The sequence below is a fragment of the Saprospiraceae bacterium genome (assembly GCA_016719615.1).
GTDB lineage: Bacteria > Bacteroidota > Bacteroidia > Chitinophagales > Saprospiraceae > Vicinibacter.
In genome coordinates, this window is the sequence record JADJYQ010000007.1 from 396816 (window position 1) to 410621 (window position 13806).

The window sequence follows — 13806 nt, forward strand, 5'->3', positions numbered from 1 at the left end:
TTAGCTTTATTCAATTGCTCCGGAAAAAATCATAACCATTACAAACAACAAAATTTTTCATTCCGGTATTGTAAAATTCTTCAGACTGCCAACTTTTATCCCTCTTCCGGATGCCAAAAAAAATCTTCCATAGGAGTTACTTTGTGATCTACAACCTTTACACCTTCTTTCCGCAGTAATTTAGCCATGCGTTCGCCGGCTTCACCAAACATCATTCGGCCGCTGAGTTCTCCTTTGACATTGACGACCCTGTGTGCCGGGATATTTGAAACATGGCCTTTGAGTTGATTTAATGCCCAGCCTACCATTCTCGCCGAACCTAATGATAAATAATCTGCAATAGCCCCATAAGTGCTTACGCGACCTCTAGGAATCGTCTGAACAACACCGTAGACCCAATCGAAATAATTGTCTTTCGGAACCAGAGCATTGTTGTATAAATTGACGGCCTCTTCTTCCAATTCTCGCATTTGCTTTTGTTCAGCTTTAGTTTTGTCCTTAAAACCGAGTAAATGCAAGATTCCATGGATGATGACGCGCAATTTTTCTTGTTCTACATCCTGATTAAACTTTGGGGCATTATCAATGACCCGATCTATACTAATGTACAGTTCGCCCTCAATTTTATCATTTGCTAAAGGAAAGGTAATGATGTCAGTAAAATAGTCGTGGCCCAAAAACTGCTTGTTCATGTTCAGCAGATACAGGTCATCACAAAAAATGATATTGATGTTTCCGGGTTTCTTTCCATGTAACTTGATCATTTTGTTGATCCATTCCTTCCATTTTCTTTCCGGAATTTCAAATGTCTCACATTGAAAATCAAATTGGATGTTTGAAGCAGGTGGCATTTAAAAAATTACCTTACAAGTGTTAGCTAAATAAACAGCACATGCATACGATGTATGACTAATTGATATTTATGATGTCTGAATTGCAAATTTGATCTCTACCGTACGACCATTATCTGAAAAAATAACGCGATCAGATAAGCGTTGCATGAGGAAAACGCCTCTTCCGCCACATTGATGAATATTTTCAGGCAGTGTTGGATCCGGAATGGAAGCCGGATCAAAACCTTGTCCCTCGTCAGAAATTTTAAAGCAGATATGCTTTTTCATCCGTGTCATTTTCAGACTTACAAATTTATTACAATCGGATTTGTTACCGTGTAATATGGCATTATTTACGGCTTCAGTAATCGACACCAGAATATTCGGATATAGACTTTTGTCTAAATGGTATTCGTTAAAAATGGTGTGCAGGTATTCTTCTACCTGACAAATATTAGCCGGTACTGAAGCAATGCGGATCATCCCTGCTTTTTGAGGCTTTGATAATATTGCTCTACCAGCCGTTTGTAAAAAGGCCGCAATTCCGGTGATATTTGTTTGAACCATTCTGTCTCTCCCTGTCTTTGTTTGATATATTCTTCCAGACCGGGCGGAAACTTACGTTCAATATTCGTACCAGTTTCAGATTTTCTTTGTTCATCCCATTCCCTTTCGCGTTCTGCGCGATCAGATTCTAGCAGCCTCGTGGTAATTTCCTCTTGCCTTTTGAGCATTTCATTGGTTAATTGTTTATTGACCAACTGCTTTTCGAGCTTATTCATTTCCTCTATCGCCTCGCGCGCTTCTTTAGAACCATTTCCGCGTTCACTGTTTTCTTTGTCCAAATCCTGCAACATTTTACGCAGTTTAGCTTGCTGTGCTGCCATTTCCGCAAACTCCTGAGAAGTCCCTTGTTTTCCTTCCTTCATCTTCCCCAATTGATCTTTCATTCCCTGACCCATTTTTTTCATGCCTTCTGTGATCTTGTCAGCCGGTTTACGGCCTGAACTTTGTCCGGGTTTATCGCAAGATTTATTGCCTGGTTTTTTACATGAACCCCCTTTACACTCTTTTTGCTTTTGATTTAAAGTTTCAGACAGCATGAGTGCCAGATCGTTCATATTGGTCATTACTCTTCGCTGATTGTTTCCGGCTTCTGCACTTCTGCGCTCTTCCAGGTGATCAATCCCCGATACAAAATTAGCATTGATCTCATTGACCTTATCCTGAACAAAAGATTGAATCTCAACAATTCTTTTACTCAAAACTTCAAGTGTATCTTCTACAATTTTAAAATTTTCTTTGATTCTAAATTGATCCTGGACCAAACCCAGAAATTTTGGCGTCTGCACATTCACCTGTCCAAACTCTTTCACCAGGCCTTCCTGCTCAAATGACAAGGCTACTAAATTCTCCAACAATTGGCGCAACATTTTGGCATCTTCTTCCGCTTGTTCCTGATCGGACTCCTCCATTTCCTGCTCCATTTGATCAGCCATTTCTTTCATCTTTTTAGAAGCATCCTTTTGTTTTTTCGCCGCCTTGCTCTTTCCGGATTTACCTGCATCCTTATTTTTCATTTCTTCAGATGCGCCCTTTAGATCTTTTTTAATGTCTTCACTCTGCGCTTTGCGATCTTCCATTTTGCGCTGCGATTTCATCTCCTCATTCTTCTTTTGCATCTCTTCCTGCTTTTTAGCAAGATCATCAAATTTTTTATTGATATCTTCTTGCTGATCTTTCAGCCCATCTTCCTTTGCTTCTTCCTTTTGGGTTTGTTCTGAAAGTGCATCTTGTTTATCAGAAAGTTTGCGCAACTCATTGATTTGATCTTTGAGGTTCTTCTCCAATTCCAATTGTTTGAACAATTCCAGCAATCGCTCCATTTCTTTAGACATATCCATATTTTTATTCTGGAATTGCTCCGTCATTTTAAGCGTTTGCTCTTTGTTCAATTCACTCATCAGATCCTGAATCTGTTTCATGATTTGTTTCATTTCCTCACTTGCAGTTTCATTAAACAACTTCTGAAGTTGCTCTTGTTTTTCCTGTAATTTTTCGTCTTCGTTGGTCTGTTTTTTTAAATTCTCATCAAATTTTTTCCTGGCCTCATCGAGTTTATTCTGCAGCTTCTGCTGATCCTGCATCAGCTTTTCTATTTCTTTTTTATGCTGCCACTCCAGGTCCTTTTTTTGACGCATTTTATTTTTAAAAGCATCAATCCGTTCCTGCAATTTCTTAATGTCCTTCAAGGCATCTTCCAGATTGTCTTTTATGTCCTGGTTATTGCTGGCCTCTTGTTTAGCAAGTTCTTCTTCCGAAGCTTCTTTATACAACTGTATCTGGCTGCGTGCTGATTTACTCCCATTAACTGCATCATTATCCCAAACTTCAAAATAATAACTGATAGATTCTCCGGGTTCCAGATTGAAATTATTTGCATCAAAAACATATCTGAAATCCTGAAGTTTAGCTTCAGAAGTTGTTTGAATGGGTACAGATTTAATCAATTTTTCCTTCCCGTCTTTTTGCAATATGGTGTAGTTAAAAGTCAAAGTTTTGATTCCATAATCATCGCTTGCATCTCCTGCAAAGTATTGTACTTTCCAATTGGAGCTATCCGCAAAAGATTCGACCTTGATTTGTGGATATTGATCTTCGATGATATGTATCTGGTACGTTACAGAATCCGGATCTGGCAATTGTTGGTTTTTTAAATACAAAGTGTAGGATTCGTTTTTGGAGAATTTCCTGGTATATCTGAATTGGTTTTCATTTTGTAATTCCAATGCTGATATGTGCTGGTCACTTTCGGTTTTAAAAGACAATTGATCTGTAAAACTTGTATGGATTTCCCAGGACACTTTGGTTCCTGTTGGAATCAAAAGGTCACCAATGTTCTCTATTTTTTCAGGTTTGCGTCCTGTATAAGCAGGGTAAGTCAGACTCACCTCAAATTGTTCAACCAAAGGTTTCATCAGCACTTGTAACAAAAACTCATCCGACTGCACATTGCCCGAAAATATTTTGAAGGTCTGATCTTTTTGTACATTACTGAAGGTATATACAAATTGTTCCGGGCCTTCCTTCTGTAAACGATACTGAAAATTATCCACCTCAATAAACGCTTCTGCGGGAATGGCGCGACCTTCGGTGTGCAAACGAAGTGTAAATTCTCCGTTCTGTTCCACTTTTAAATCAGGTACATCCAACACAAATTTAAATGCTGCTTCTTTTTCAAAATCTTTATCCAACTGAAGGAGTCGTTGAGTGGGTTTTTGAATAAACCCGGGAGCAAATACCAATATAGAAGCTAATAGAAAAACAGGTCCGATTGCATAATGCATGTATTTGCGGTTTTTTTGTAAGTCTATGGCTTGAACAAAAGGAACCGGTTGTAGATCGTAAGATTTCTGGGCAATACTCGCTTCAATTAAACTGCGATCTGAAAAATTAATGGATTGAGACTTCAGTTGAAGTACATTGAGCAGCTTGTCCTTTACATCTTTGAATTGGCTACCAATGATTTTGGCAGCTTCTTCGTGTGAGATCAATTTACCCAATCTGAAATAATGAAAAAGTGGTGTCAAAATCCAAAAAACCAAACCGGCCATAAATAACCCCAGGTAGGAAAATGAAAGAATTGCTCTTACACTTTTACTAAAATAGAATTGACTCTCCAAAAAATTGTAAGCCAGGAATACAAGAGTTAATAAACCCACAAAGTAAAGACTGCCCCGAATCAATTGATTCATGTAATACTTACGGGTAAATTGGTCAATTTTAAGAATTAACTGGTCGTAATAATTTTCCTTTGGTGCCATACAAACTGTTCAACTAATAAAAACGCAAAATAGCCGAAAATAATTTCAGCAATATAGAGTGAAATCAATAAACTTAAGTTAAAACAACAAATCCAAGTGCTTGGTTTAAGCAGAAATATTGTATTCGCGCAAAGCATCATTGAGCGAAACCTTTTTGTCTGTTGATTCTTTGCGCTCACCAATGATCAATGCGCAGGGCACCTGATAATCACCTGCAGGATATTTTTTGGTATAAGAGCCCGGAATCACGACGGATCTTGGTGGTACAAAGCCTTGATACTTAACGGCTTGTTCTTTAGTTACATCCAAAATATGTGTTGAACCCGTAATCACCACATTAGCACCTAAAACAGCTTCCCGACCAATTATGGCTCCTTCTACGATGATGCAGCGGGATCCAATGAAAGCATTGTCTTCGATAATATTTGGTTGTGCCTGCGGAGGTTCAAGAACTCCGCCTATGCCTACGCCTCCTGCCAAATGAACATTTCGTCCGATTTGTGCACAAGAGCCGACAGTTGCCCAGGTGTCTACCATTGTACCTGAGCCTACCCATGCCCCGATGTTCACATAACTTGGCATGAGGATCGCGCCCGGTTCAATATACGATCCGTAACGAGCAATGGCATGTGGAACAGCCCTGATACCCAATTGGCCAAAATTGGTTTTTGTGGGTATTTTATCAAAAAATTCGAGGTCTCCAGCTTTAATGATCCGATTCTCGCTAATGGGGAAAAAAAGCAATATCGCTTTCTTAATCCATTCATTGACGCGCCATTTATCTTCACCGGGTTCGGCAACCCTAATCCTCCCACTATCCAATAAGGATATAACTTCCTGGATATGCTCCTTTATTTCTTTCTCATTCAACAAACTGCGGTCATCCCATGCAGCTTCAACGCTCTTTTTTAAATGTTCCATCTTAAAATGTATATGAAAATGCAAGTATAGTGGAAATAATGCCAACAATATAACCAATATATATTTCATCTCTGGTATGAGCCTTCAAATAAAGTCTGCAACTTCCAATCCATGCAGCAAGCAGCACAGAAATCATCAAAAGCTCATGAATATGAAAAGAAGATACGCCTTCTCTGTAAAATCGGAAATAGAAAATTGAATCCTCCGGAAAATGAAAGCGGACCATCCACCACAAGCAGCAGAAAGATGCCCATGAAGCAGTGTGTAAACTCAATTTCAGTTTCGTGTTGATCACAAATGCAAAGAAAATACAGATAATGGCACTCAACACAAAAGCCGTCATTAATTTAGGTATATTTTCCTGGGATTTCAGGTTGATCCACAGCCATAAATTAAATATCGCACATATAATCAAGGGTATAAACCGATCAAAACGATCAGTCATACTAAATGATTTTAACAATCCGGTCCATTTCATAAGTCCAATTGCAATGGAAGGGATGAAGACCGTATAGATAAAAGTGAGTACTACCAAAATAGACTGCTCAGACCAAACCAAAACACCAAATAGATGTGGTTTCAGACATAGCAATAAAAACAAAGCATAAAAGAGTAGAAAAATAGGATGAAAAATATAGGAACTAAACAAGGCCAGTGGCCTTAGGATGGATTGCATTTGCATGGTTGGCCAAAGGTAAGTAATTCAATGATTCCTATGGATAAGTGGCCTCAAATCAGGAGATATTATTTACCGAAAATCAAAAGTTCCATAAAACTCCTTATCATCAAACGATTTGATTTGACTTCCCCTTTCAAATTATCATCGAAGCCTTTTGCCAACGCAACTTTTTTCATTTTATCAAATGTTTCCATTCGCAATTTAAAAATGGGAAAAGATGGAGGACAGATGATAGATTAAGGAGTATGGAGTCCCGACATGAAAATCTTATTCCCTAAAAAGGTGATGATGATGTCGGGAGGAGTATATATGATGGAGCTTAGATCGAACATGTGTATCAGACGGATTGGCTATAAACGGTATATTGCTGAATATTTGATAGATCTCAATTTTACTGATACTAACTAACGTTCGTCCGTTCATAATATAAATTGGAAAAGCTACTTTACAATAATATAGCCAAATTGCTCAAAACCAAAGTGTAAAATCCAATCAACTGAAAACTGATTACTGATTACTGTAAACTTTCCTGATTTTTCCCATTCTGATATAAACCGGAAACCTCACTTCGCAATTTTCCTGATCCGGCCAGATTTTTTCTAGTTGCGTTTTAAATGCCGGCAATGGAGAATGTCCAATGTATTTTTCATACTTATGAAGTGCAGACCAGGAGCTTAAATAACCTAAAAAACGATCGCGATTCCAGGTATCTCGGATTTCAAAAACAGGACAGTCAATTTCTTCGAATGGAAAAGGGATCGATGTGAGTTTCTCTTCTATAAGTTTTCTGGCAGGATCCCAATATGGGCCTAATGTGTTTTCATAAAGCCCATATAATAATTTATCTATTTCTTCATTGATGCAAATATTTTCATAAACCCACACAGCGAGAATGCCATTTGGTTTAAGCACACGAGAAACCTGATGATAAAACTTATTAAAATCAAACCAATGTATGGCCTGAGCCACTGTGATAAGGTCACAAGACTGCGTTGCCAAAGAACTTGATTCTGCAGATTCGCATAAGTACTGCACATTTTCAAAAGATGGTGCCCGTTGTAGTTGCTGTGCACTTAAGTCCGTTGCAATAACCTTACTAAATTTCTCGCCTAATTTTCGGGCCACCTGCCCATTACCTGTTGCACAATCCCAGGCGAGTTCAAAATTCTTACATTTACTGTAAACCCATTCATACAACTCTTTAGGATAAAGTGGCCGATGTTGAGCATAACTTTCGGAAGTTTGACTGAACAAATCTTTTGGACTCATTGATAATTACTCATATTGTTTACTTCAGAGAATTTTTTTTCTCTTAAACCAGAAATATATGATAAGGCTCACGAGCGCCATAATTGCCAGACTATAATAATATCCCATGGACCAGTTTAATTCAGGCATATGTTTAAAATTCATTCCATAAACACCTACTATAAATGTGAGTGGTAAAAAGAATGCAGAAAAAATCGTCAGTAATTTCATGACATCATTACTACGCTGTGTCGTAATCGACAAATACATATTTAATAAATTATGCGAATCATCAATAATCTCATCATAATTAAGTATAGAATTTGTGAGTGTATCTTTAATATCCTGAAATCTGGTTTGATATTCCTGATGAATTTCCAACTGTTGAAAAACATTTTGCGTTAAAAGCAATAATTTTCTTCCAATCCGGGCCCGAATTTTTTGAAAATAAAGATCTTCCAATGAGATGTGCGCTGATTTTTTCAAGAATAATGTTCTTTCAAACTGATCGATGCGTTCGGCTTGATTTTTGATTGGTGCATTAAAGGAATGAACCATTTCTATTGCAATATCCAAAAACAATTCCTGTGGATCTTCATAATTGGATTTATCAAATTGCAAAAAAGGAAATTCCTTGCGGTGTATGGTAATCAGCTGATTTTCCTTTAGAAAGAAAGCAATTTTGTTTGAAATTTCACTGTGTTTTGTGACCCGGTCACCTGCCAAAGCTGTAAATGAGCGAAGGATAATAAAAGTATACCCCTCGAGTTTTTCAAGCTTTGGAAGATGCCCATGTTGTAAACTATCATTCACCAGATTAAGGTCAAGCCCGTACTGTGATGCAAGATCTTTTAACTCTGTTTTACTTGGGTTCGCCAAATCAATCCACACAAAGGATTGAAACTGTTTTTCTTTTTTAAAAAATGTCATGTACTCCTTATCGCCTTAGATTCAAAATTAATGAAAACTATTAAACCAGATGGATAAAATTATTTAAAACAAGATCATTCTATACAAACGGGATGATCATAAGTATCATTTGGCACGGCGTTATATTATTTGAATCACCATAGATTTCGTTCCAACAAATTTCAGGAATTTCAGAGCGATTTATAAAGTATCAACAGTTAATAAATGCCCAAACTAAATTGCAAAAAATACAGTTGCCTTAAAATATACGAAAAAATCCTAAAGTTCAAACTCAAAAGGACTTATAACGCAATCTTAGGCTATTCAAAACTACACTTACACTGCTAAATGCCATTGCCATACCTGCCATCATTGGATTCATCCAAATTCCCCAAATTGGATATAACAAACCTGCTGCAATAGGTATCCCAATAATATTATAAAAAAAAGCCCAAAATAAATTTTGACGAATGGTCTGTAAAGTTGCCTTCGAAATCCCAATGGCCATTGGAAGTTTAGTGACTTCTGAAGAAACGATCACGATATCAGATGTTTCCTTTGCAATATCTGAACCCAGGCCCATTGCTATACTAACATTTGCCTGTGCAAGGGCAGGACTATCGTTGATACCATCACCAACCATGGCAACTTTATGTTTTTCTGATTGTAGCTTTTTCACAAATTCCAATTTGTCTGCCGGACTTTGCTCTCCTTTCCAACGATCGATACCTGCTATTTTTGCAATACTTTCAGCAACAGATTTCCGGTCACCGCTAAGCATCCAAATAGAAAGATTCATAATTTTCAGATTCCGGATCATCCCTGGAATTCCCGTTCTGATCTCATCTCTAAAAGTAAGACTAGCTAAAATATTTTCCTCATTAAAAAAATAAACAAGACTTTCTTGAGCATTTACCACAGCAGTGATCATCTCGAGCTTACCGGAAATCAGATGTTGCGCTTGTTGTTTTAAAAATTTATGGCTCCCCAGAAAATATTTTATATTATTAAAACCAGCTTCTACACCCAGGCCAGGATGGTTCTTGTAGAAATCAGGAAAACGCTCCATCTCAGACTCCGATGGAATTTCTATGGCTTTTGCAAGAGGATGATCTGAACGGATTGCCATACTTTTTAATATTTCACGATGGTCTGGAATGTCCGTAAACCAACGAACGTTTGTTAGTTTTGGAATTCCATGTGTGAGTGTGCCTGTTTTATCAAATATCAAAGTGTCTATTGATTTTACCTGTTCTAAACTACCGGCATCCCGAATCAGGATTCCATGCTGAGCCGCTTTCCCCATACCCACAATAACGGCAGTTGGCGTTGCTAAGCCCAAAGCACATGGACAAGCCACGATAAGTACGGTCACTAAAGCAAGAATGCCCTTTTGCAATCCTTGTACAGGATCCATGAAATACCAGATAACAAATGAAAGTAAGGCAAGAAAAATTACAGTAGGTACAAACACTGAAGCAATTTGATCTGTAAGTTTTTGAACTGGGGCTTTAGTCGTTTGTGCTTTTTGCACCCATTGTATCATTTGAGCCAATTGCGTTTCAAGACCTACTTTTTGAGCTCTATAAGTTAAACTGCCTTCCAGATTGAGAGAACCACCCATCACGCGATTTCCAATTTGTTTTATGAGTGGCATGGATTCTCCGGTCATCAAACTTTCATCAACTGCCGAATTTCCGGATTCAACAATTCCATCTACTGCTATGCGATCGCCTGGACGTGCCAATAACAAATCACCAACATTGGCCTCAGCACTTTTGATTTCATCAAATCCTCCAGAAGTATTTACACGTAAAACCGTAGCAGGATGCAGTTCCATCAGTTTCCGAATCGCAATACCCGTCTTTGCTTTTGTTTTTTCTTCCAGCCATTTCCCCAACAATAAAAAGGCAATTACAACTGCAGCAGACTCAAAATAAATTGGTTTAAATTCCAAATCAAACTGCTCTGTTTCAGCTTTAAACAAATAGGCTACACTAGTGCAATATGCCACGGTCGAACTCATGGCTACCAGTGTATCCATGTTCACTTTACCATGCCGGCCCAATAACCAGGCTCTTTTAAAATAATCTCTGCCCAACCAGAATATTACCGGAGTTGAAAGCAGCCAAAGTATCCATGGAGTATATACCCAATGCATATGCATCATGCCCAACCAAACGATTGGCACGCATATTATTAATGCCCAGAATGCTTTGTGCTTTTGATTTTGCAGGAACTGCCTTTCTTCGCCAACATCAAAATCTGTAATAGGATGATCGGGTATGGCTTCCAAATGGTAGGAATGATCTGATATTAATTTTTCGAGAACATTGGAATTCACTAAATTTTCCAAATAACTCAATTTTAAAACAGAATTTGCATAATTGACTTCTGCACTTATAACGCCTTTTTGATCTTTCAGAATGTCTTCGATACTTAATGCACAATTTGCACACGACATTCCCTGGACTTTGTAAAGTTTTTCCAACAGCGGGATTTTGAAAGCTGCATTTTGCAACTTCGAAAGGATATCAGGTAAAATTTCGAAAAGGGCATCTGATTCAAGATGGATTCCATGATGAATCTTTTGAAATTTCAATTGCGAAGACCATTCTTTCAAAAGATCCTCGATCTTAGCATTGCTCTTTGAATTTGTTGTAGAATTCCAGTAAATATCAATTTGCTTGATAGATTGCTTCATTGTGGCGTCCCTTTGTTATAACTGAACCTCTTATAAAACAATAAGCAGATGATGTAGTTCAGCATTAGTCTTGTCAAAAGTCTTTATGCGGTTTAAAACTTTAAAACTTGGGGTGGGCTTTAAAAAAAGAATAGCGAGACTACATTGTCATCTCGCTATTTCGGATATATATATGGGAATTAGAGAAAAAAGCAATGAATAAAACGCCTTTATTGCTTTCCTCTTGTTTTCTTCACAACAAATTTACAAATGTTCTGCACATTGTTTCATGTTTTTATAAATTTTATCAGGCCTCTCCGGCTTCGACACTTTCTTCGATTTTTACCATTTTTCCAGTGGCGAGTTTGGCTTTTATTTTTTCTTCAATTTGAGCTGAAAGTTCCGGATTGTCTTCTAAAAATTGTTTTGCTGAGTCACGGCCCTGTGCAATTTTCGTGCCTTCATAGCTAAACCAAGAGCCACTTTTCTGGATTACATTTAGTTCAGAGCCTAAATCCACAATTTCCCCTGATTTTGAAATTCCCTCACCGTAGGTGATATCAAATTCTGCGACGCGAAAAGGAGGTGCCATTTTGTTTTTGACGACTTTTACTTTGACTCTGTTTCCTACAATGTTTCCATCTTTATCTTTAATGGCACTGCTAGTGCGGCGGATGTCTAGGCGGATACTGGCATAAAATTTCAATGCATTTCCACCAGTAGTTGTTTCCGGATTTCCGAACATCACCCCGATTTTTTCTCTCAACTGATTAATGAATATGCAACAACAGCCTGTTCTTCCGATCGTTCCGGTTAATTTCCGAAGTGCCTGACTCATCAATCTGGCCTGGAGACCCATTTTTGATTCACCCATTTCTCCTTCTATTTCACTTTTGGGCACAAGTGCCGCTACAGAGTCAATGACAATGATATCAATAGCACCGGAGCGAATCAGGTTTTCAGTGATTTCGAGGGCTTGCTCCCCATTGTCCGGTTGAGAGATCAGAAGATCTTCCGTATTGACTCCCAGGGCCTCTGCATATGCCCTGTCGAAAGCATGTTCTGCATCAATAAAAGCTGCGATTCCCCCTCTTTTCTGGCATTCTGAAATGGCGTGAATTGCCAAAGTCGTTTTTCCTGAACTTTCGGGACCATAAATTTCAACAACTCTACCACGCGGCAAACCACCTATACCTAATGCAATATCAAGCCCCAGTGAACCGGTAGAAATAGAATCAACACTATCCAATATGGGTTTGTCTCCCAATTTCATAATGCTCCCTTTGCCATATGTTTTTTCAAGCCTATCGACCGTAAGCGCCAGTGCTTTTAGTTTTTCTTCTCTTTCTTTAGACATATTAAATAAATTTATATAAGTGCAAATGTAATGTATTAAATGAATTTCAATGTATAAATATCTCGATGTTATGGATCTCTCAGGACTCACAAATCAGCTAAAAAGACTCAGGGTAAACCCTGAAAATGCTCAGGGGAAACCCTGAATTTTCGCCCTTTTATTTGGATTCTTGTTTTATTCATATTACTATTGTTCAGGTTTTAAGAAAAATAATAGATGCTTCGTTAATTCCAAACTCCGGTGTGCGTCAATAACCGATCAATTTGGAATCATCTTCATGAGATTTTTATTCTAGGGATTAGGAAACCGCCCCAATACTAACTGGGGCGGTTTTTTTTTACCCCCGCTATAAAAATATCAAATGCCATTTTAATTTATCTGGTAGTTCAACTACATTTTGATAAAACGAGAAAAAAGTCTATCTCTTCCCTCAGTTTTTATGATTACATGATATAGCCCCTTTGGAAAATCCATTACAGAAATACTACCACCAAAGTTTTCCTCTTGCATAGTTTTCAAAATGTGACCTTCGGCATTTGCGATTTGGATCTGTTCAAAATTTAATGGTTGTTTCATCTCCAGGTGCAAGGTTTCGTGCACAGGATTTGGAAAAATATTTCCTCCATTAAATTCAGGTCTTGTTGCCTCATTATTCACCACATACATACATGGACTTTTTTTGGCTTCGTAGGTAAAGAAAAGACTCAATCCATAAATAGTATCCGCACTGGTAGCGTTAAAAGTCCTAATCATACGGTATGTATATTCTGCTGGGAAAAAACCCCGACGATAATCATTGTTGAGATTTATACTGAATTCTTCTACTCTTCTCATACAGGCAAATCTCTTCCCCGGAAACTGGATCCATGCAGTCAAAGGATCTATGATCTCAGCATTAAAGTCCGGCGTTATAAAACTGTTATATACGCATTCCTGACTATTCACAAAATCAAGTGAATCCCAAACAATCTTGACAGGAAAGTGATTCGCTTTCACAAAAAGGATAATATTTCTACTCTCATGACAGGTATATCCAGGATATGGAAAATTTTCGAGCCTTTCAGCTTTCGAAATGATGCGCTTGCTTAAGGTACCTTCAAATCCTGCCTGATCCAATATACTTCGATGTGCAGCCCTGACTTCCAAATCTCCTGAAAACGGATGTGTTAGATTTACTTCTCCAAATTCCGGATTTAATATTTCATTGGCCGATGTATCAAAGCCAAGAGTAATGGTGTCTTTATTTCCCATCTGGTCTTCAAAATACAAACGCGTTTCAAACAATGGATTTTTTTGTCCAAGACCATCATTTAAAAATGGCATTAGAAATAGGAACAGAATATTTTTCATAA

General features: G+C 37.9%; 11 protein-coding genes. 1 reads left to right on the forward strand and 10 read right to left on the reverse strand.

Annotated elements, in window-relative coordinates; genetic code table 11:
* Positions 1-95 precede the first annotated feature (95 nt).
* The 5 genes from ybeY to IPM92_16320 all read right to left on the reverse strand — a co-directional run bounded on the left by ybeY (position 96) and on the right by IPM92_16320 (position 6254).
* Positions 96-851, reverse strand: coding sequence for an rRNA maturation RNase YbeY (ybeY, locus tag IPM92_16300; GenBank protein MBK9109883.1), 756 nt, complete (start codon positions 849-851; stop codon positions 96-98).
* 69 nt (positions 852-920) lie between these two features.
* A complete protein-coding gene (locus tag IPM92_16305; protein MBK9109884.1) occupies positions 921-1316 on the reverse strand; it encodes an ATP-binding protein in 396 nt (131 codons plus the stop codon).
* Entirely contained in the window at positions 1313-4657 is a 3345-nt protein-coding gene (locus tag IPM92_16310) for a DUF4175 domain-containing protein (GenBank protein ID MBK9109885.1), read from the reverse strand. The genes IPM92_16305 and IPM92_16310 overlap by 4 nt, the downstream gene beginning before the upstream one ends.
* Before the next feature lie 105 nt (positions 4658-4762).
* Positions 4763-5578, reverse strand: coding sequence for a 2,3,4,5-tetrahydropyridine-2,6-dicarboxylate N-succinyltransferase (locus tag IPM92_16315; GenBank protein MBK9109886.1), 816 nt, complete (start codon positions 5576-5578; stop codon positions 4763-4765).
* Position 5579: 1 nt separating this feature from the next.
* Entirely contained in the window at positions 5580-6254 is a 675-nt protein-coding gene (locus tag IPM92_16320) for a hypothetical protein (protein MBK9109887.1), read from the reverse strand.
* 39 nt (positions 6255-6293) lie between these two features.
* Between IPM92_16320 and IPM92_16325 the strand changes: the two genes are divergently transcribed.
* On the forward strand, positions 6294-6497 hold the full coding sequence (locus IPM92_16325) for a hypothetical protein (GenBank protein ID MBK9109888.1): 204 nt from the start codon (positions 6294-6296) through the stop codon (positions 6495-6497).
* A gap of 267 nt (positions 6498-6764) precedes the next feature.
* Here the strand turns inward: IPM92_16325 and IPM92_16330 are convergent, their stop codons facing one another.
* The 5 genes from IPM92_16330 to IPM92_16350 form a co-directional block, all read right to left on the reverse strand.
* On the reverse strand, positions 6765-7526 hold the full coding sequence (locus IPM92_16330) for a class I SAM-dependent methyltransferase (GenBank protein MBK9109889.1): 762 nt from the start codon (positions 7524-7526) through the stop codon (positions 6765-6767).
* A gap of 24 nt (positions 7527-7550) precedes the next feature.
* Positions 7551-8435 (reverse strand): hypothetical protein, encoded by an 885-nt coding sequence (locus IPM92_16335; GenBank protein MBK9109890.1) that lies wholly within the window; start codon positions 8433-8435, stop codon positions 7551-7553.
* 271 nt (positions 8436-8706) lie between these two features.
* Positions 8707-11118: a copper-translocating P-type ATPase gene (locus IPM92_16340; protein ID MBK9109891.1), complete on the reverse strand. Its 2412-nt coding sequence runs from the start codon at positions 11116-11118 to the stop codon at positions 8707-8709.
* A gap of 286 nt (positions 11119-11404) precedes the next feature.
* Positions 11405-12454: a recombinase RecA gene (recA, locus tag IPM92_16345; GenBank protein ID MBK9109892.1), complete on the reverse strand. Its 1050-nt coding sequence runs from the start codon at positions 12452-12454 to the stop codon at positions 11405-11407.
* Positions 12455-12844: 390 nt separating this feature from the next.
* Positions 12845-13804, reverse strand: coding sequence for a T9SS type A sorting domain-containing protein (locus tag IPM92_16350; protein ID MBK9109893.1), 960 nt, complete (start codon positions 13802-13804; stop codon positions 12845-12847).
* Positions 13805-13806: the final 2 nt, after the last annotated feature.